Origin of the sequence: Bacillus sp. FSL R5-0286 (assembly GCF_038593245.1) — a bacterium.
Taxonomy (GTDB): Bacteria; Bacillota; Bacilli; order Bacillales; family Bacillaceae; genus Bacillus; species Bacillus altitudinis.
Map to the genome: position 1 here is coordinate 3,368,774 of NZ_CP151977.1, position 20,434 is coordinate 3,389,207.

At 41.6% G+C, this 20,434-nt stretch carries 25 protein-coding genes; 1 reads left to right on the plus strand and 24 read right to left on the minus strand.

Annotation, left to right across the window (positions count from 1 at the left end):
• Window positions 1-41: 41 nt before the first annotated feature.
• The 5 genes from NST24_RS17400 to NST24_RS17420 form a co-directional block, all read right to left on the minus strand.
• On the minus strand, window positions 42-740 hold the full coding sequence (locus NST24_RS17400; RefSeq protein WP_008343379.1) for a VWA domain-containing protein: 699 nt from the start codon (window positions 738-740) through the stop codon (window positions 42-44).
• Window positions 741-1,064: 324 nt separating this feature from the next.
• A complete protein-coding gene (gene spoIID, locus NST24_RS17405; protein WP_342462057.1) occupies window positions 1,065-2,087 on the minus strand; it encodes a stage II sporulation protein D in 1,023 nt (340 codons plus the stop codon).
• Window positions 2,088-2,343: 256 nt separating this feature from the next.
• Complete coding sequence (gene murA, locus NST24_RS17410) at window positions 2,344-3,651, minus strand: UDP-N-acetylglucosamine 1-carboxyvinyltransferase (protein ID WP_007497616.1); 1,308 nt, start codon at window positions 3,649-3,651, stop codon at window positions 2,344-2,346.
• A 32-nt stretch (window positions 3,652-3,683) separates the two neighbouring features.
• Window positions 3,684-4,418: a YwmB family TATA-box binding protein gene (locus tag NST24_RS17415; protein ID WP_008343385.1), complete on the minus strand. Its 735-nt coding sequence runs from the start codon at window positions 4,416-4,418 to the stop codon at window positions 3,684-3,686.
• A gap of 128 nt (window positions 4,419-4,546) precedes the next feature.
• The gene (locus NST24_RS17420; RefSeq protein WP_025208130.1) at window positions 4,547-4,777 is read right to left on the minus strand and encodes a DUF1146 family protein; all 231 of its coding nucleotides are present in this window, start codon (window positions 4,775-4,777) and stop codon (window positions 4,547-4,549) included.
• Between the two features lie 170 nt (window positions 4,778-4,947).
• On the opposite strand from NST24_RS17420, the gene NST24_RS17425 reads away from it, so the two are divergent.
• Entirely contained in the window at window positions 4,948-5,424 is a 477-nt protein-coding gene (locus tag NST24_RS17425) for a hypothetical protein (protein WP_073412973.1), read from the plus strand.
• Window positions 5,425-5,466: 42 nt separating this feature from the next.
• On the opposite strand, the gene NST24_RS17430 is transcribed toward NST24_RS17425, so the two are convergent.
• From NST24_RS17430 to NST24_RS17520, 19 genes are all read right to left on the minus strand, one after another.
• Window positions 5,467-5,862, minus strand: a complete 396-nt coding sequence (locus tag NST24_RS17430) for a F0F1 ATP synthase subunit epsilon (protein WP_008343393.1) — start codon at window positions 5,860-5,862, stop codon at window positions 5,467-5,469.
• Between the two features lie 24 nt (window positions 5,863-5,886).
• A complete protein-coding gene (gene atpD / locus NST24_RS17435; protein ID WP_008343395.1) occupies window positions 5,887-7,308 on the minus strand; it encodes a F0F1 ATP synthase subunit beta in 1,422 nt (473 codons plus the stop codon).
• 24 nt (window positions 7,309-7,332) lie between these two features.
• Window positions 7,333-8,199: a F0F1 ATP synthase subunit gamma gene (locus tag NST24_RS17440; protein ID WP_007497628.1), complete on the minus strand. Its 867-nt coding sequence runs from the start codon at window positions 8,197-8,199 to the stop codon at window positions 7,333-7,335.
• A gap of 88 nt (window positions 8,200-8,287) precedes the next feature.
• The gene (gene atpA / locus NST24_RS17445; protein ID WP_008343398.1) at window positions 8,288-9,796 is read right to left on the minus strand and encodes a F0F1 ATP synthase subunit alpha; all 1,509 of its coding nucleotides are present in this window, start codon (window positions 9,794-9,796) and stop codon (window positions 8,288-8,290) included.
• Between the two features lie 16 nt (window positions 9,797-9,812).
• Entirely contained in the window at window positions 9,813-10,358 is a 546-nt protein-coding gene (locus tag NST24_RS17450; RefSeq protein WP_007497632.1) for a F0F1 ATP synthase subunit delta, read from the minus strand.
• On the minus strand, window positions 10,355-10,876 hold the full coding sequence (gene atpF, locus NST24_RS17455; protein ID WP_017360037.1) for a F0F1 ATP synthase subunit B: 522 nt from the start codon (window positions 10,874-10,876) through the stop codon (window positions 10,355-10,357). Before atpF ends, NST24_RS17450 begins: the two co-directional genes overlap by 4 nt.
• 120 nt (window positions 10,877-10,996) lie before the next feature.
• The gene (gene atpE, locus NST24_RS17460; protein ID WP_003214968.1) at window positions 10,997-11,209 is read right to left on the minus strand and encodes a F0F1 ATP synthase subunit C; all 213 of its coding nucleotides are present in this window, start codon (window positions 11,207-11,209) and stop codon (window positions 10,997-10,999) included.
• Between the two features lie 48 nt (window positions 11,210-11,257).
• Window positions 11,258-11,992, minus strand: a complete 735-nt coding sequence (atpB, locus tag NST24_RS17465; RefSeq protein WP_017360038.1) for a F0F1 ATP synthase subunit A — start codon at window positions 11,990-11,992, stop codon at window positions 11,258-11,260.
• Window positions 11,993-11,999: 7 nt separating this feature from the next.
• On the minus strand, window positions 12,000-12,383 hold the full coding sequence (locus NST24_RS17470) for an ATP synthase subunit I (RefSeq protein WP_007497639.1): 384 nt from the start codon (window positions 12,381-12,383) through the stop codon (window positions 12,000-12,002).
• A 498-nt stretch (window positions 12,384-12,881) separates the two neighbouring features.
• The gene (upp, locus tag NST24_RS17475; protein WP_003214553.1) at window positions 12,882-13,511 is read right to left on the minus strand and encodes a uracil phosphoribosyltransferase; all 630 of its coding nucleotides are present in this window, start codon (window positions 13,509-13,511) and stop codon (window positions 12,882-12,884) included.
• A 147-nt stretch (window positions 13,512-13,658) separates the two neighbouring features.
• A complete protein-coding gene (glyA, locus tag NST24_RS17480; protein ID WP_024718755.1) occupies window positions 13,659-14,906 on the minus strand; it encodes a serine hydroxymethyltransferase in 1,248 nt (415 codons plus the stop codon).
• Between the two features lie 177 nt (window positions 14,907-15,083).
• Entirely contained in the window at window positions 15,084-15,623 is a 540-nt protein-coding gene (locus NST24_RS17485) for a TIGR01440 family protein (RefSeq protein WP_342462058.1), read from the minus strand.
• 12 nt (window positions 15,624-15,635) lie between these two features.
• Entirely contained in the window at window positions 15,636-16,085 is a 450-nt protein-coding gene (gene rpiB, locus NST24_RS17490) for a ribose 5-phosphate isomerase B (protein ID WP_003214714.1), read from the minus strand.
• A 141-nt stretch (window positions 16,086-16,226) separates the two neighbouring features.
• Window positions 16,227-16,685, minus strand: coding sequence for a low molecular weight protein arginine phosphatase (locus tag NST24_RS17495; protein ID WP_017360042.1), 459 nt, complete (start codon window positions 16,683-16,685; stop codon window positions 16,227-16,229).
• Between the two features lie 63 nt (window positions 16,686-16,748).
• Window positions 16,749-17,303 carry a manganese efflux pump MntP family protein gene (locus tag NST24_RS17500; protein WP_017360043.1) on the minus strand — a complete coding sequence of 185 codons (555 nt, stop codon included), beginning with the start codon at window positions 17,301-17,303 and terminating at the stop codon, window positions 16,749-16,751.
• A gap of 60 nt (window positions 17,304-17,363) precedes the next feature.
• A complete protein-coding gene (locus tag NST24_RS17505) occupies window positions 17,364-18,416 on the minus strand; it encodes an L-threonylcarbamoyladenylate synthase (protein WP_024718758.1) in 1,053 nt (350 codons plus the stop codon).
• Between the two features lie 161 nt (window positions 18,417-18,577).
• Window positions 18,578-19,021 (minus strand): general stress acyl- n-acyltransferase, encoded by a 444-nt coding sequence (locus NST24_RS17510; RefSeq protein WP_007497650.1) that lies wholly within the window; start codon window positions 19,019-19,021, stop codon window positions 18,578-18,580.
• Between the two features lie 63 nt (window positions 19,022-19,084).
• A complete protein-coding gene (gene spoIIR / locus NST24_RS17515; protein ID WP_007497652.1) occupies window positions 19,085-19,735 on the minus strand; it encodes a stage II sporulation protein R in 651 nt (216 codons plus the stop codon).
• A 163-nt stretch (window positions 19,736-19,898) separates the two neighbouring features.
• Window positions 19,899-20,396 (minus strand): hypothetical protein, encoded by a 498-nt coding sequence (locus tag NST24_RS17520; protein ID WP_008343418.1) that lies wholly within the window; start codon window positions 20,394-20,396, stop codon window positions 19,899-19,901.
• Window positions 20,397-20,434 lie beyond the last annotated feature (38 nt).

Here is a 20,434-nt window from a genome sequence, read left to right on the forward strand (position 1 = left end):
AACGAAAGCATCAATCAATCGTTTCCCTTTTCTTCAGCAAGTTATTCGTGTAGTTTTAATGATTCTGCTGTAAGGATAGAACCCATTTCTTTCCCTGTGCTTGCTTGGTAGTAATGACCTTTACCAGCTTTAGCTACTTGCTTCAATTGACCTTCATAACCATCGTTAAAGTCTAATCCAATCACATTGACTACAGTAGATCCTTTTGAGTTATGAAGCTCTTTCGCTACTTTCACTGGATCTCCACCACAAGTTTCTTCACCATCAGTAATTAAGTACACAATGTGTTTTGTTCCCTTATGAAGCTGCTTATCCGCTTGCTTTGCACTTTCAAGAGCACGTGCAATCGGTGTCCAGCCATTTGGTCCAAGACCGTTTAGAGAGTTTTCGAAACTATCCTTTTCATAAGGCTGAACGCCATAAACGCCTCTAATGACTTCACATGATTGGGCTTTACCTGAGTTTTTGTTGTTTCCTTCAGACCCAAACAAGCTCATACGGATTTTAGCATCTTTCGGAAGAGACTGAGCAAATTTAAATACCTCTTGTTTTGCTAAATCGAATTTGCGCTCTCCATCCACTTTTCTTGCCATACTTCCACTTGCATCAAGTAAGATCGTCACTCTTACATCTTTCTTATGTTTTTTGGCTGATGCTGCTTCTGCAAATACTGGTGAAGAGATTGACATTGATAATGTCAATACAGCTAAGGTTACGAGTGTAAATACTTTTTTCAACATGCTTTTCCTTCCTCCTTATGTATTTGATTGAAACATCTTAATCGTAAAATATTCTGTCTTGGAATGGTATAGGACTCGATCCCTTTTTCTCTTTCATCAAAATCACTAAAATTCTGTCAGATGTCTAGATATATTCACCTAACGACTCTTTTGTCACCCACGTTTTCTCATTCTTTCGAGGGGCTTTGTATCGGCCATCGGTTCTTGTCGGGATGTAAATGTTTAAGATTTCCTGAGGTGCGTCTTAAGTCGCAATTTGTCACATTCTGTTCAAACCTCTTCACACATAAAAAAAGATGCCCCCATTTTGAGGCACCTTTGCTTTTATTTCTTAGCCATATATGTGTTCAGAAAGCGATCAGCTGATTCAATTTTTATCCCTTGATAATAATGTTTCACGATCGCCTCTACTTTTTTGCCTGACTGTGCCATATAATGTGCACCATACTGACTCATGCCCACACCATGGCCATACCCTTTTGTCGTAATCACGATTTGCTGACCCTTTCGTTCCCATGTAAAGTCTGCAGAGTGCAATCCTAGTGATTCGCGAATGTCTCTGCCCGACAATGTTTTTCCGTTAATGACGGCTTTGGCTACTTGATTGCCTGGTGTTCGTTCTACAATTTCTCCCACCTGCTGATGGCCAAGGGTCACACCCAGTTTTTGCTGAAATTCACTCACTGTGATGGTTTTCTTGTTTTGAAATTTGGGTGATTTTTCGTCCCATTTGCTTGAGACGCTTTTCAAATAAGGGATTTCATTTTTCCAATAAGCTTCTGCATTTTCGGTTTTCCCATTACTTGTTGAAAAGAAGGAAGCATCAATTGGTTTTTCTTCATACGTCAGTACTTTCCCTTGTGTACTCGCGACAGCTTCTGTGACCTTTTTTAATTTCCAATTGTACGCTTTTCCCCAAATTTTCTTCAGTTCCTGTTTATTTTTGTACACTTGGAACATTTGGGTGTCATCTACAAGAGAACCCTGTGGAGATTTGACGGTTTTATCAATGATCATTTGTCTAACGATATACGTTCTAGCGGCGAGTGCCTGTGCCTTGAGCGCCTCTATTTCAAAATCGGCTGGCATTTCAGAAGCGACGACACCGATCACATACTCTTCTAAGGGGATGTTTTCTACCTGCTGATGCGCTGAACGGTAGACGGGAATGGAGACGGGTGATTGTTTCAATTTGACTGAACCTTTCACTTCTTTTTTAACTGATGGTTCTGCTGCTACGTGTTGGCTCGCTGCTGGTTTTCCTTGGAACGTCGGCAACACGAGTAAGGTTGGAATCATTAAAATGATGATGCAAATTCCTGCGATTGTCCATATCATTGGTTTCATATTGGCTGCCCCCATTTGTCATTGAATCTCTTTTATCCTATGGGCAAGGACAAGCTAATATGACAGCTTCTTTCATTCATTGGACAAGTCTTTTGGTGATATGTTTGTGCTCTTCATCATTTGATTTACTGTTCGTCTTTATGAATAAAATTTAAAATGATTGGATACACTAATGATAAGCTTTTGAAAATGCAACCAGTCTATGATTCTAAAAAAAATCAGCATGCCCAAATGGACACACTGATTTCTTTTATGATTATGCGTTTAGATCTGATACAACTTGTTCTTGTGTCACATCTGCTGATTCATCATTTACTCTTTCAATGTCTGCACCGATTGCTGCTAGTTTTTGGTGGAAGTTCACATATCCACGGTCAATATGCTTCAATTCAGTGACACGTGTATGACCTTCTGCCACTAATCCAGCAAGTACAAGTGCTGCTCCTGCTCTTAAATCAGTCGCTGCCACTTCAGCACCTTGAAGTTGAACAGGTCCATTGATTATCACAGAGCGACCCTCAATTTTAATATCGCCATTCATGCGGCGGAATTCTTCAGCATGCATAAAACGATTTTCAAACACAGTTTCTGTGATCATGCTTGTTCCGTTCGCACGAAGCAATAGCGCCATCATCTGAGATTGCATATCCGTTGGGAAACCAGGATGCGGCATTGTTTTTAGATCGATTGGCTTGAGCTCAGATGGTCCAATGACTCTTAAACCTTCTTCTTCTTCAATGATCTGAATACCCATTTCTTCCATTTTCGCCACAAGTGAAGTCATGTGCTCAGGCACAGCGCCTTTTACAAGAACATTTCCTTCAGTAATGGCTGCTGCCACCATAAACGTACCAGCTTCAATTCGGTCAGGGATGATGTTGTGTTTTGCACCGTGAAGTGTTTCTACACCTTCGATTTTAATTGTACCAGTTCCAGCACCGCGAACCTTACCGCCCATGGCATTGATGTAGTTTGCCAAATCAACAATTTCAGGTTCTTTTGCTACGTTTTCTAAAATCGTCGTTCCTTCAGCCAATGCTGCTGCCATGATGATGTTTTCAGTTGCCCCTACACTTGGGAAATCCAAATAGATTTTTGCACCTTTTAGACGGCCATTTACTTCAGCCTCGATGAAACCATTACCTACTTGAATTTTAGCTCCCATTGCTTCAAAGCCTTTTAAATGCTGATCAATTGGTCTTGAACCAATCGCACAACCACCAGGTAATGCAACTCTTGCATGACCTGTTCTAGCTAAAAGTGGTCCCATGACGAGCACAGATGCTCTCATTTTACGGACGTACTCAAACGGAGCCTCAGTTTCTAGTGCATGAGATGCATCTACTGATACTTCGTTATTTTCAAAATGTACTTCTGCTCCTAAATGACGTAACACTTCATTGATTGTATATACATCGGAGAGCGTAGGTACATCACAAATTACGCTTTTTTCTGTACTTGCTAACAAAGATGCAGCGATAACTGGTAAAACGGCATTTTTTGCGCCTTCTACTTTAACTGTGCCGTTTAACTTTTGACCGCCGCGGACGATGATTTTTTCCAAGGTCTTCCCCTCCGCGTCCCAAATTCTCTATATTAATATTCAGTCGTTACGATTGGTGTGCCAACCGTAATCGTATGATTTTCGTTCATTTCCGAACTTCTGATGGCAATTTGAACATTCATTTTATCATTTGAAGTCATAATGAACTGTTCCCACTTCTCTGTGTAAGCGGAAAGCGACACAAAATTAGACTCAACGAGATACTCAACAGGTTTTGCTTGAAATTCATTTGCTATCATTTCAGCTTTTTTTTGCAAAACAACATCCATCATACCATTTACATGACCATCGAGACAAGTAAAAATCACAAATTTTTCTTGTAATATGCTTTTTGCATGACGTACGAACTGATCATATGTATGCTCCCAGGTATTCAGTGGGCGAGCACCTTTTTGCTCATATAATAAATACGACTTTTGGTTTGATTTTGTGTCGGTCTTCACGAGTAAAATTTTCGATAATGTATCATTTTTTTCATCTTTGTAAATTCCTGTGACTTTGGTGACATGTTTCTCTTTTTTTTCGGTCCACTCATACTGTCGTAGTTCGTCTTTCAAACGTTTCACTTTTTTTGAAAATTGTTCGGATGAAATGTCTATATTTGTTTTGGCATGAAGCGTCCATCCACTTACTTCGATTTGCTGGTTTTTCATACCTTCTGCTATTTGGGCGAGCGTGGATGTTTCTTCCGCCCGAACACCTTGAATCATCAGAACAAAAAAAAGAATAAATGCAAATAATGGCCAACCTTTTAAATACTTTCTCACTTGTCATTCCCCCTTGCTACAAGTGTTGCCGCAAGGAGATCAATGCATACGTGGAAAAGTCATCAAAGGCCATATTTTTGACACTTCTTTTTACGTTCCCGCAGAAGGCAGTGACCAAACCTTTTATGTTAAAACATATAAGGGATTTGTCTGGAGAAATTTAAATAATCAAGGAAGAAATTGCTGACTGCCGATGCAATAGCAATCGTGATCAGCATCATGAGCAATCTAGCTTGAATAATTTTTCCTTTTTTAATCAGTGGATCAATATTCACCGCAAGCAATGCCCACCACGTAATGGCAATAAAAAATAGGTGGATCACAATACTGACAATTGCTTGTTGTCCTACGTCTTCCATACACTTGAATCCTCCTTTTATTGATTTCTGTAAAGGAAAACTCCCTTTCATTATATCCTCCAAAATCGGAAAGATGAATCATTTGGAAAAAAGAGCTACATTTAGAGTGAATCCCCTCTTATTCTGATGCGAAGGAGATGATATACTGCGGTGGAAGGAGCTGATCATATTTGAAAGATTCTTTTCCTGACTTTGTTGATTTGTACGGAGAACTGGTTCCCTCATTTGAACATGAATGGGAAGCCATTGCTTTCTACTTTGATTATAGACAGACACAGCTAGAAGAATTAGCACAATTGTGTCATTTTCATAACATTTCTTTGGATTACTCAGAGGAAAGCCTTTATCAGTTAGAGTCATTATACTTCGATGCCTTCCGTCAGCAGCTTTTTGCTGATTGGAAAATGCCAATAGATGCATTAGAAGCGATGATGAGTGTGTATTTAGGAGAAGTTGTCATCCGTCATCATTCAGATGCTGACTGGGTCGTGCGGCCTTATATGGACTCTTCGCACCAATATACGCTTGGCTTACGCAGAAATAATAAAACATGGCATTGCAGTACGCAATTTTGCGAGCAGTTATATCTAGAAAAGCAAGCATCTCATCCTTATGTGTCGATGTATCAATCTCTCATGTCATCCTAAAAAAAATCCTTCTTATCACTGTGATAAGAAGGATTTTCTGTTTTATTTCCCTGCTACATTTAAACGGTTTAATGCCCGTTTTAATGCGAGTTCCGCCCTGCGTACATCACTTTCATTCGGGTGGTTCAAATGCTCTTCAGCACGCTGTTTCGCTGATTTTGCACGATCGACATCAACTTTGTCTGATGTTTCAGCAGCCTGAGCAAGAATGGTTACTTTTTCGGGGCGAACTTCAACAAATCCACCGCTTACTGCAACCAATTCAGTTGATCCACTATGTTTTAAGCGAACTGCACCGATTTTTAGCGGAGCAACCATTGGAACGTGGCCAGCTAAAATCCCAAGCTCACCGCTTTCTGCTCTTACACTGACCATTTCCACATCCGCTTCATACACTGGGCCGTCGGGAGTAACGATATTGACTTGAACGGTCTTCATGCTTTTACCCTCCTAAGGACCAGATTAGGCCTCTACACCCATCTCTTTGGCTTTTTCAACCACTTCTTCAATGCGGCCGACTAAGCGGAATGCATCTTCTGGAAGGTGATCGTATTTACCAGATAAGATTTCCTTGAAGCCTTTAACAGTTTCTTGCAATGGCACATAAGAACCTTTTTGGCCAGTGAACTGTTCTGCTACGTGGAAGTTTTGAGATAGGAAGAATTGAACACGACGAGCTCTGTGTACCACAAGCTTATCGTCCTCAGATAATTCATCCATACCTAAAATGGCAATGATATCTTGCAATTCTTTATAACGCTGCAATGTTTGCTGAACTTCACGCGCGATCGCATAATGCTCTTCGCCAACAATCTCAGGTGCAAGGGCACGAGATGTTGAAGCAAGTGGATCTACCGCTGGGTAAATCCCCATCTCTGTCAACTTACGCTCAAGGTTTGTCGTTGCATCAAGGTGAGCGAACGTTGTAGCTGGAGCTGGATCTGTATAGTCATCCGCAGGTACATAGATCGCTTGAATCGATGTAACCGATCCTACGTTTGTAGACGTGATACGCTCTTGAAGCTGACCCATTTCTGTTGCAAGAGTTGGCTGATAACCTACCGCTGAAGGCATACGTCCAAGAAGGGCTGATACTTCAGAACCTGCTTGTGTAAAACGATAGATGTTATCGATGAAGAACAATACGTCTTGACCTTGTTCATCACGGAAATGCTCTGCCATTGTCAAACCAGTTAGAGCTACACGCATACGTGCACCTGGTGGCTCGTTCATTTGGCCGAAGACCATCGCTGTTTTTTCGATAACGCCAGAATCTTTCATTTCGTAGTAAAGGTCATTTCCTTCACGTGTACGCTCTCCAACACCAGCGAATACAGAAATACCGCCGTGTTCTTGTGCGATGTTGTTGATCAATTCTTGAATCAGAACGGTTTTACCAACACCGGCTCCACCGAATAGACCGATCTTTCCACCTTTGATGTAAGGAGCAAGAAGGTCAACAACTTTGATACCTGTTTCAAGAATTTCAACTTCTGTAGAAAGTTGATCAAAAGAAGGCGCTTGTCTGTGGATTGGGTCTCTTTGCGCTTCCACACCAAGTGGCTCATCTAAGTCAATGTTATCTCCCAGTACGTTGAATACACGTCCAAGTGTTACGTTACCAACTGGTACTGAAATTGGTTTTCCAAGGTCTACAGCTTCCATACCGCGCTTCACACCGTCTGTTGATGCCATTGCGATGGTTCTCACTGTATCATCACCTAAATGTAGTGCTACTTCTAAAGTTAAGTCGATATCAACTTCACTTTCGCTTTCCGCTTTATGCGAAACTTTGATCGCATTATAAATCTCAGGCAAGTGACCGTCTTCAAAACGAACGTCTACGACTGGTCCCATGATCTGACTGATGCGTCCTGTTTTCATTGCATTCCCTCCTGACAATTATTTCTATTCTAAGGCAGCTGCTCCGCCGACAATTTCTGTAATCTCTTGTGTAATCGCTGCTTGACGAGCACGGTTGTAAGAGAGTGTCAGGCTGTCGATCAATTCTTTTGCGTTGTCTGTTGCACTCTTCATTGCTGTCATCCTTGCAGCATGTTCACTTGCTTTGCTGTCAAGAAGCGCACCGAAAATCAAACTCTCTGCATATTGAGGAAGGAGAACTTCAAGAATTTCTTCTTCAGAAGGCTCAAACTCATAAGATGCGGAACGTTTATTTGGTGTCGCTGCGGCCGAAAGGTCCGTTAGCGGCAATAATTTTTTCTCTGTTACTTCTTGCGAAATGGCACTGACGAAATGGTTATAGAACATGTAAAGCTCATCAAACGCTTCATCAGAGAACATTTGCACTGTACTGCTTGCTAATTCTTTAATATCAGCAAACGCTACTTCGTCTCCAAGCCCTGTGACTTCAGAAATAACTGGAATACCACGCTTTTTGAAGAAGTCGCGTCCGATTTTACCAATCACAATCACCGCATATTCATCAGCAGATTGATGACGAGATTGAATGGCTTGGTAAGCGGCACGTAAAATCGAGCTGTTAAAAGGTCCTGCAAGTCCTCGATCAGATGTAATGACGAGATACCCTGTTTTCTTAACAGGTCTTGAAAGAAGCATTGGGTGCTTAGCACTTGTTCCAGTTGCGATTGCCGCAACGACTTCTTGGATTTTCTCCATGTAAGGAACAAAGGACTTCGCATTATTTTCAGCACGATTCAGTTTCGCAGCTGATACCATTTGCATCGCTTTTGTGATCTGACTCGATTTTTTTGTTGACGTGATCCTTGACTTAATATCGCGTAATGAGGCCAAAGATTTCACCACCTTTTTTCAGGAATCCGTGTTCATTTACGTGAAAAGAGAGAAAAAGAGAATCTTTTTCTCTCGGAAAGATTACTAATTAGTTGCTTGGTGCAAACGTACGTTTAAAGCCTTCGATCGCTGCTTTCCACTCTTCATCAGCAGGCATGTTTCCTGTTTGAGAGATTGTGTCAAACAAGTCTTTATGGTTTTCTTCAATGTACATGAATAACTCAGCTTCAAAGCGTTTGACATCAGCAATCGCTACATCATCTAAGTATCCTCTTGTCAGTGCATAAAGAATCGCTACTTGTTTTTCAACTTTCAACGGTTTGTTCAAGTCTTGTTTTAAGACTTCAACTGTTCTAGCACCACGGTTTAATTTGGCTTGAGTCGCTTGGTCTAGATCAGATCCAAACTGAGCGAATGCTTCAAGCTCACGATAAGAAGCAAGATCCAAACGAAGTGTACCTGCTACCTTTTTCATCGCTTTGATTTGTGCAGAACCACCTACACGAGATACAGACAATCCTGCGTTTACCGCTGGACGTACGCCTGAGAAGAAGAGATCAGATTGTAAGAAGATCTGTCCATCTGTGATTGAGATAACGTTTGTTGGGATATATGCAGAGATATCACCAGCTTGCGTTTCTACGAAAGGCAATGCTGTGATAGAACCGCCACCCTTTTCATCACTAAGCTTCGCTGCACGCTCTAATAAACGAGAGTGAAGGTAGAAAACATCACCAGGGAATGCTTCACGACCTGGAGGACGACGAAGCAATAATGAAAGCTCACGGTAAGCTGCCGCTTGTTTAGAAAGGTCATCATACACAACAAGCACATGCTTGCCGTTATACATGAATTCCTCACCCATCGTTACACCTGCATAAGGAGCAAGGTAAAGAAGTGGAGCTGGCTGTGATGCAGAAGCTGTGACAACGATTGTGTAGTCAAGCGCACCATGCTTACGAAGTGTTTCAACAACACCACGAACAGTTGATTCTTTTTGTCCGATCGCTACATAGATACAGATCATGTCTTGATCTTTTTGGTTCAGGATCGTATCGATTGCAACAGATGTTTTACCTGTTTGACGGTCCCCAATGATCAATTCACGCTGTCCGCGTCCGATTGGAATCAAGGCATCAATTGCTTTAATTCCCGTTTGAAGCGGCTCATGTACCGATTTACGATCCATAACGCCTGGTGCTTCACTTTCAATTGGACGTGTTTTGCTTGTTAAAATTGGACCTAGTCCATCAACAGGCTGACCAAGTGGGTTCACAATACGTCCGATTAACTCTTCTCCTACTGGAACCTCCATGATACGACCTGTACGTTTTACGTCGTCACCTTCACGGATATCTTTGTAAGGTCCTAAGATTACGATACCTACGTTAGACTCCTCAAGGTTTTGAGCCATACCCATTACACCGTTAGAGAACTCAACAAGCTCTCCTGCCATAATGTTGTCAAGGCCATGTACACGCGCGATACCGTCCCCTACTTGAATGACTGTACCGACATCTTTTACTTCAATTTCAGATTGATAGTTTTGGATTTGCTGCTTTATCAGCGCGCTAATCTCTTCAGCTTTGATACTCACTAAGGTTTCACCCCTTCTAACGATTTTCGCCTGCAAGCTGACGTTCAATGCGGGAAAGCTTTCCGCTGACACTGCCGTCATAAATGCGGTTTCCGATACGGATTTTCACTCCGCCTATTAGATCCTTGTCAATCACGTTTTCTACACGCAGTGATGTGACTCCGGCTTTTTTGGCAAATACTTCAGATAAAGATTGAATTTCAGCTCCGCTGAGCGGTTTAACTGAATACACGATCGCATCGTCTATTTGTTTCGTACGGTTTGCAAGTTTCACAAACTCAGACGCCATTTCAGGAAAAATATTCGTGCGTCCACGGTCAATCAGTAAATACATTGTGTGCAAAACATATGTCGAAACACCTTTGAAAGCTTCTGCAATCAGATGTTTCTTTTTGTCTGCCGTAATCTTCGGATGAACAAGAAAGTCATTTAATTCTTGGTCAGCCTTGAGAACTTTTTTGATCTCATTCAGCTCTTTTTCAGTTTCGTCTACTGCCGAAGAAGCAAGAACGATGTCAAAAAGAGCAGAAGCGTAACGCTTAGAGACAATAGTCACGCTCATCGGCTTTCGCCTGCCTCTTTAAGATACTCTTGGATCAATTTCTCTTGTGCTTGCTCATCAAGTTCTTTTTCAATCACTTTAGAAGCAATTAATACAGAAAGTGATGCAACTTGCTCGCGCAGTGCAGCCACAGCTTGTTCTTTTTCTTTCACGATTTCAGTTCTAGCAGACTCTTTCAAGCGCTCTGATTCTTGACGCGCTGCTTGAATGATGTCTTCTTTTTGTTTCTCACCAATCTTTTTCGCATTTTCGATGAGTGTATGTGATTCTTCGCGTGCTTCTTTCAATAAGACACGTTGTTCTTCAAGAAGCTTTTCAGCTTGAACGTGCTTTTCTTCAGCACTTGAAATTTCATTTCCTATATAATCTTCACGCTGTTTCATAATCCCTAATAAAGGCTTAAGCGCAAATTTCTTTAAAAGTGCAAGCAGGATGAGCATAGCGATTAGCTGGAACAACATATCCCCAGCGTTAAAACTTAAGCCCCCTGCTCCTAAAACCACTGGTAACTGAGACATTTAGTACGGCAACTCCCTTCTTTAAATAATATGTTAAGAAACAAAACATAAAGGAATGGCGAAGTTTCGAACTAATCTGATCTTCGCCATTAAAATTCATATTAGAACGCTTCTCACATATTAACCAAAGAATGCCAAGAATGCGATAACGACAGCGATAATTGGAAGTGCCTCAACTAAAGCTACCCCGATGAACATAAGTGTTCTTAGTTCTCTACCAGCTTCTGGCTGACGAGCGATTCCTTCAACTGTTTTAGATACGATTAGACCGTTACCAATACCTGCTCCTAGTGCTCCTAAACCGATTGCAATTGCTGCTGCTATTAAATTCATTAAAAAGCTCCTCCTTTAAAATAACGTCCATTTTGGACTCTCAATTTTTTAGTGTTCGTCGCTGACTTTATGGGAGATATACACCATTGTCAGCATGGTGAAGATAAATGCCTGGATGGTTCCGACAAACAAACTGAATGCCTGCCATACAATCATTGGCACGATGGCACCTAATGTACCAACAATACCTAGTGCAATGTTTTGCGTGTAGAAATTGGTCGCAAGTCCTGCAAGTAAACCAAGAAGAATCTCTCCAGCGAAAATATTTCCATAAAGACGCAAACCAAGTGTTAACGTGTTTGCAAATTCTTCAATGATTTTCAGCGGCACTAAATATGGGATTGGCTTGAAAAAGTCTTTTGTATATTCCTTGACTCCTTTTGCCTTGACACCATAGTAATGTGTCAATCCCATGACCATAATCGCTAGTGTCATTGTGATTGCAGGATCGGCAGTTGGTGATTTCCACCATAAATTGTGATCGACCGTAATCGAGAATGGCAGTCCAAGCATGTTTGAAACAAATATGTACATGAGTAATGTAACGCCAAGCGCTAGAAATGGGGCTCCTGTTTTCATGTCCATCGAACTACCTATGATATTTCGAACAAAATCAACAATCCATTCCATGAAGTTCTGCGCCTTTGTCGGACGAATAGCCAGAACACGAGTAGTCAGCACCGCTATGAGAAGAACGATGATACTAGCAATCGTAATCATGAGAACATTGGATAAGTTGAACGTTAACCCTAAAAATTCTGTAGTTTTTGAACTGTGACCCAAAGAGTATTCACCTCTCTTCCATAGTAGAACGTTTAAGTTGAATGAAGGAATCTATCATAATGACAGGATATATTGTCATTAATCCTATAACAACACCTGCCAGATGAACTTCGTTAGGGTAACGCCAAGCAATCGCTACTGCGAGAATTGCGTTGGCCCACCTGGCTGTACTTCCCATTGAACGAATAGATTTTCCTTTTTTAACTGCTCGATCAAAAGCATGCATTCTCCGAATAAGCAGGAATAAATTAAAGAAAGCAAAAATTGTGCCGATAATGAAACCAAGAAACAGTGGTTTAAAACCAGGCATGGCATAGCCAAACACAAAAATTGCCAATAAATAGAACATATATTTACTCTGTCTGCGGAAAATGACGTTTGGATCGTTCATTCATCTGACTCCCGATGAAAAATATTGTAAAAAAGGTGATAAATGGTGATGAAAACTGCGTAGAAGACGCTTATGATAAGCCGTCCTATTTGAAAAAAATCAATCACCCATCGGTCTAATTGTGCAATCAGACTTGAAATCTTTAGATCTATGGGATTCTGCTTCATTCGCTGATACAAACCCTGATTATTAAAGGGTTCACAATGAGGATTAGTAGAGTGCTATAGGCTATGAAAACCTTACCATAATACCCTCGTTTAGCATACAATAGCGTCTATGATGTGTCAATCCGTTGAAAGTTAAAAAACTTTTCTATAATGAGAGAGCACACAAAATGTTCACAATTTCATCAAACTTTAGGAGAGTTGTGACATTCATGCAAAAAAACTGCTAATGTTCAGTATACATTGATTTTTCTAAGAACGATATCAACCGTTTGTCATATTTTTCAAAAAAGCCCACATGTACGTTTGCATGTGGGCTTTTCATGAATCATTCTTATTTTGTTCCATACATACGGTCACCAGCATCACCAAGACCTGGGATGATGTAACCTTTTTCGTTTAACTTCTCATCTAATGCCGCAATGTAGATATCAACATCTGGATGATGTTTTTGCATTTCTTCTACACCTTCTGGCGCAGCAATCAGACACATGAAGCGGATGTTTTTCGCACCGCGTTTTTTCAAGCTGTTTAATGCTTCTACAGCTGATCCGCCCGTTGCAAGCATTGGGTCTACTACGATAAATTCACGCTCTTCCACATCAGATGGAAGCTTCACATAATATTCAACAGGCTTTAATGTCTTCGGATCACGGTATAAACCGACATGTCCCACTTTGGCAGCTGGAATGAGTTTCAAAATCCCGTCTACCATTCCAAGACCTGCTCTTAAAATCGGCACAACTCCGAGTTTTTTACCTGAGATCACGTTTGATTTAGCGACTTGTACAGGTGTTTCTACATCTACCTCTTCAAGCGGTAAGTCTCTTGTGATTTCAAATGCCATTAATGTTGCGACTTCATCCACTAGCTCTCTAAATTCTTTTGTTCCTGTATGAACGTCACGAATATATGTAAGTTTGTGCTGAATAAGCGGGTGATCAAATACATAAACCTTTGCCATTGCTTGCTACAACTCCTTTTCTGTCATCTTCCGGTGAACTTTGCACACTTCCTACAATTCTACATAAAAAGACATCATCTTTCAATATGATTCGCAAATCCTACAAAAAAAACCCACATGCCAAAAATAGGCAAATGGGTCTGCATCTTAATAATCTAATTCTTGATATAGAGGGAAACGAGCTGTCAGATCAGATACACGCTTTTTCGCCTCTTCTAATTTCGCTTCATCTTCATGATGTTTCAGAGCAAGCGCAATAATGGAACCGACTTCTTTCATCGCTTCTTGATCGAAGCCACGGCTTGTCACTGCTGCTGTACCTACACGTACACCACTTGTAACAAATGGTTTCTCTGGATCATATGGAATTGCATTTTTGTTCACCGTGATACCAATTTCATCAAGAACGTTTTCTGCAATTTTTCCTGTAATGCCAAGAGAGCGCAAGTCGATGAGAACAAGATGGTTATCTGTTCCACCAGATACAAGCTGAATATCCTCAGATAAAAGTGTTTCAGCTAGTTGTTTTGCGTTATCAATCACGTTTTGTGCATATGTTTTGAAATCTCCGTTCAATACTTCACCGAAAGAAACAGCTTTTGCAGAGATCACATGCATGAGTGGTCCACCTTGAATACCAGGGAAGATCGATTTGTCGATCTTTTTACCAAACTCTTCACGGCATAGAATCATTCCGCCGCGAGGTCCGCGCAATGTTTTGTGAGTTGTCGTTGTCACAAAATCAGCGTAAGGAACAGGATTTGGATGAAGACCTGCTGCAACAAGACCCGCGATGTGAGCCATGTCCACCATAAAGTAAGCACCGACTTCATCGGCAATTTCACGGAACTTTTTGAAATCAATTTGACGTGGGTAAGCACTTGCCCCCGCTACGATTAGTTTCGGCTTATGCTCACGTGCTTTTTCAAGTACATCTTGGTAGTCGATATGTTGTGTTTCTTTATCTACACCGTATTCTACAAAGTTGTACTGTACGCCGCTAAAGTTTACAGGGCTTCCATGTGTTAAATGCCCGCCATGTGATAAGTTCATGCCTAGCACTGTATCGCCATGCTCAAGGATTGTAAAGTATACGGCCATATTCGCTTGAGCTCCTGAGTGAGGCTGTACGTTCACATACTCAGCGCCAAAAATTTCTTTTGCGCGGTCACGTGCGATATCTTCTACAACGTCTACATGTTCACAGCCGCCATAGTAGCGTTTACCAGGGTAACCTTCTGCATATTTGTTTGTTAAGACAGAGCCCTGCGCTTCCATGACTGCTTCGCTTACGAAGTTTTCTGATGCAATTAATTCGATTTTGTCCTGCTGGCGTTTCCGCTCTAGTTGAATTGCTTTGAATACTTGTGCGTCTTGCTCAGGTAAATGTTTCATCAGCGAAATCCTCTCCAATCTATTTCCATTCGATGTTTTCACCATCTCATTGTACACGGTTTTTGAGTAAAATGTAAAAGTTTTTTTTGGAAAATCGACTTCTTTTTTATGAAAACCCGAATATTCAAGGGGTGGAGCGTCTTCATCATTCAACATTATATTAGAAATATATCCGAACTATGAACTTGTATAAACGGCTCGTTCTCCGCCAATCAGCTTTGGACGAGTTTTTGCAAACGTCACATGTGCTTGTCCTAATTGATGACGGCTGAGACGGACCGGTACAGCTACCCGCTTTAAGTGCATGCCGATTAATGTATCACCGATATCAATCCCTGCATGTGCTGAAATGGATTCAACCAGCACAGGGTGTTCCATTTGCTGATACGCATGCGCCGCCATAGAACCACCCGCCTGACGGACAGGTACAGCCGCTACAATTTCTAAGTTAAGCCGGTACGCCACCTCTTCTTCCACAACGAGGGCACGATTCAAATGCTCGCAGCATTGGAAAGCCAATTCGATTCCTGTCTCGCGTCTCAGTTGATCGAGCTCTTGATAAATAGCTTCAGCAATTTGCTCACTTCCCGCTGTCCCAATGTGCTCGCCAGCCACTTCTGATGTACTGCAGCCAATCACTAAAATGTGGCCGGCTCGCAGTTCAACTGTTTGATGAAACTCTTTTAACATCTCAAGCCAATCTTGACCAATGTTCATGTTAAGCGCTCCTTACAGGTGCTTTTCTTCGTAATCAGCGATTTTACCAATCCGCACAGCATGACGTCCTGCAGTAAATTCTGTTGTCAGCCAAATGTGAGCAATCTCTCTTGCCAATCCTGGTCCAATGACTCGTTCTCCCATCGCAAGAACATTTGTATCGTTATGTTCTCTCGTCGCCTTTGCACTGAATGTATCATGCGCCAGTGCACAGCGGATGCCTTTCACTTTGTTTGCTGAAATGCTCATACCAATACCTGTCCCGCAAATCAAAATGCCGCGATCGACTTCTCCGTTTGCCACCATATTGGCTACAGGAAAAGCATAGTCAGGGTAGTCTACAGAACCTGATCCACATTCACAACCCATATCAATGTATTCAATCTTTAATTCATCCATTAGTTGTTTGATTTCTTCACGAATATTCGTTCCGCCGTGATCGGATGCAATGGCTACTTTCATCGGGCAATTCCTCCTAAGGGTGAGTTAATCTGTCATGTCTTACATTCATTCTTTATTTACAGTTATATTTTAACCTCTGCCTAGTCATTTGCAAACAAAAGCAGAAAAACCGTTTGCGCAACGGTTTTACAGGTTGTCCATTTATGAGGATTTGTGATCCTGTTTAAGCTTTTTAGCAAGTTGATACAATAGCGTTTCTAGTTCATCTCGTGTCTCCTGATAAATGGAGAGGCTCCCTCCAAATGGATCCGACACGTCACCTTCTGATCCTGTCGCAAATTCTTTTAGAGTGAAGACCTTGTCTTTCACATGAGCATATTGCTCCACAATCAACTGTTTATGCTGAATCGTCATGGTGAAGACATAATCTGCTTCATGAAGAAGTTCTTCTGTTAGTTTAGACGACGAGTGATTCAGTGGAATGCTTTTCTCAAATAATGCTTCGACTGCTTGAGGAGAAGCCTTCCCTGCATCAGAGGCGAAGATGCCCGCTGATTTTACAGTGACCTGTAAGCCTTTTTCATCTGCAATGGAGGAAAAAAGGGCTTGAGCCATCGGACTTCTGCAAGTATTTCCCGTACAAACAAATAAGATATTCATCTTTCGACCTCCTTTTCTTCTATTATATAGCATTTCATTCTACATGTTATGTAAGTAGACTGGCTAGAGCGGAAATAATAATTTGATTCCAAAGGCTAGTAAAATCAATCCGCCAAGCGCACCGCTGTATGAACCTACCCATGACCGAACCTGTTTACCGAGTAATAATCCAAGCCATGTGAGCATCATACTAAAAAAGCCAAACAATAAAATGGTCATCAACACCCGAGAACCGTAAATCCCCAGGCTTAAGCCAACGGAAAAACTATCTAAACTCACACTTGTTGCAAAAAGAACGAGACCGGCCCCAACAGGTGCGATAAATGGCTTATCTTCTTTTCGGATAGAAGCGATGATCATTTGCAGACCCAGCACCAAAAGCAGCGCCCCGCCAATATAGGTTGCTAGGAGCCCAAGCCAGCCAGATAAAAGCTGACCTGTTAACATGCCAAAAAGAGGCATAAACATATGAAATATCCCAATGACAAGTCCAATATAAACGATCTGGCGGAATCTCAGCTGAATCATCCCCATGCCGAGTCCAACCGAAAAGGCATCCATTCCAAGTGCAAAAGCCATGATACTGAGTGTCAGCAATTCGCCAGCTAGTTCATTCATGTAAATCCCCCTTGGACACGCATTCTCCTTTAACCTATGTTTGTCCAAGAGAGGTTAGAACTATTTGAATGAAGAGAGAGTGCGCCCTCCTGCCGCTTTTTGCAGACGGTTCATGATCGCAGAACCAACTCCCTGCTCTGAGAAGGCTTCTGAAATGATCAAGTCTACATCCGTTTCATCAAATTGTCTCAGCACACGATATAAGTTTGCCGCAACCGTTTCAGGCTTTTCTCTCCATCCACAGCTAAAGATAACATCTGCCGCAAACCATTCCTTCTTTTCTTCTGTTGTCAGCACACCTACTTTTAGCCCTTCAGCTCGGTACTTCTGAATGTGCAGCTGCATGTCTTCATCACTTCCATGAAATATATACATTTGTGCTTCAGGTGCATAATGTGTGTATTTCATTCCCGGCGATACTGGCGCCTCATCCTTTTTCGTCAACCCTGGATCCGTGTTGACCGTTCCTACGACCTCTTCTAACGCTTCTTTTGTAATACCGCCCGGCCTTAAGATCACTGGAATCTCGTCTACACAGGATACAACCGTTGACTCCACGCCAATACCTGTTGAACCACCATCGACAATGCCAGCAATTTTCCCATCAAGATCACTTGCGACATGATCCGCAAGTGTCGGCGACGGTTTTCCCGAACGGTTGGCACTAGGCGCGGCAATTGGTAGACCAGCTGCTCGGATGAGTTCAAGCGCAACAGGATGATCAGGCATTCTTACGCCTACTGTCGTTAAACCTGCCGTCACCTGCTTTGATAATGTGCCCGGCTTACAAGGTAGAACAATGGTGAGAGCGCCTGGCCAAAAGGCATCCATCAGCGCCGTTACTTTTTCATTTTCTATTTGCGCAAATTCATGAAGCTGTTGAACATCCGCAATGTGAACAATCAACGGATTATCACTTGGGCGTCCTTTCGCTTCATAAATTTTCTTCACAGCCTCTGTCTCTTTTGCATTTGCCCCTAGTCCATAAACCGTTTCTGTCGGAAAAGCGACCACTTCATTCTGCCGCAACAACAGAGCTGCTTGTTCAATTTGTGGATAGTATGTGGATAAATCCTTTTTTAAATCCACAGACCACCTTTTTGTATTTAACATCATACAAACTCCTTTTAAAAAAGATAAAACTGTTGATATATCTCAATTATCCTTTTGAAAGTATAAAAGATGATGCTAAATAAAACAAGCGTTGTCCACAATTTGTGGATAACGCTTGTTTTACAGTGGATAAGTATGTGAATAAGTCCGGTGTTTTGTGATTAACTCGCTGTTTTTTGCAGCACAACCGCCTGCTCTTTTCCCAACGACTCTTTTGCATGCGCAGATACCCACACACTTTCTGGGATTTCCTCTATAGGCGTAAAGCCCATCAGCGCTAAAAAATCATGCGAAGAGGAGTGATTGGCTACAACATAAAAGGTGTCCACACCTTGCTTTTCCCCTAGCGTTTGAACACTTTGGAACAGAGAAACGATATGCCCCTGACCAAGTTTATCTGATATCACAAGTGATCTTAGCAATCCTTCTTGTTCATTTAGTCGTTCAAGACCTAAACAGCCTGCAAGCTCACCGTCTGCATCTTCCATGACCACAAATGACGTACGCTCTGCAATCGTCACCCCGCCTTTTGCTTGGCCTTTTTCAAGAAAAGCATTAATGGCCGGGGCATCTTCTTCTGTCGCTATTCTTAATTGATAATACATGCTTTCACCTCTTTTTGTTCTCTTACTTCAACTCTATGAGGCAAAAACAGATTTAGACCTTTTTTAAGAGAAAAGACTAGAGACCCATTCGAACAGAAAGAATTTCACTTCACCCGTCTCTTCTTCTTTTACCACTTCATTGACAGATTCATTTGATGGCTCTGCAGCTACCTGCTCTTTATCATCTCCTTCTGGTGAGGCGATCGCTTCTCCGTTTGAAAAATCGATAAAGCAGAGAGGTGGGAATAACACACACCACCAATTGGCTCCGTCTCCTTCCCCTAACGTAATCAAAATGGCTTCATATTTCCCAGCAGGATAAACAAAGTTGCCATATAGCTTTGTTGGAAATGAGGCTTTTTGAAAGCTGACCGATACGGATTGATCAATGTGTTGTTCCTTTAATTTTGCTTTGGCAATACGATTGATGTCTGGAAGCTTTGAACGAATCACACGTCTGGCTTCTTCAATGGATGTGAGGTCTTTCACCCACTCCGTTATATTGGCATTGACCTCATCTCGAATACTTCGTTTCACATCTTGATCTGCCGACCGGTCACTGTTGGCTAAAATGCGTAAACGAATGGCTTCATCTGGAATCACAACAGGCTGATTGGCAGAAGCAGCCGCCGTCTCCTCTTTTCCAAGGTTTGCAAAAGCACCACATAATAATAGAAACATATAAAGACAAATCATCATTTTACTTTTGAACATAATGTGTTCCCCCCACTTTTTCTCTTCGCTACAAACATTGTGTCCAGGAAACGCATCTTGTAAACAGCAAAAATGATTTTTTTAATAGATTATGAGTAAAAAACAACTACATGAGGTGAGCGAATCAATGTTTTTTCTGCATGCAAAAAAGCCATTCAACAACTTATGAACGGCTTTTTAGTGAGGATTGGTAATCGGAAGGGTACAGTCTTCCATCCCAATCTCGGCTGATTTTTAATCCCGAATCTGTTTTGATAACTGTCATTGCACCTTTTTTCTCAATTTCCTTTTTGACCTTTCCTTTATGGTCAATAAATTGAATGATCATTTCATAGTCAAATTCAATCCTGTCATCGCTTTCATCTGAAGGTGTAAACGTAATTTTTTTCAGTTTAATTTGACAATCTTGATCTTTTGCTGCTTCTAATACACTTGGAAACATGCTGTCTTCTGTATATTCTTGATATTCATGCTCGGTTAAATAATCCTTCAACTTCTCCTTCATGTCAGATAGGTCATCCGTCCGATTCACTGTGTATTGTGCTTTTTTATAGTTTTCCCCAAATGCTGCTGCTTCTTTTTTAAAGCTCGGTTTACCGCAAGCACTCACAATCAATAGTACACTGACGATGACCAACACCATCGCATACCTTCTGTTCACACCATTCGCTCCTTCAAAACAAATTTATGTAAAAAATC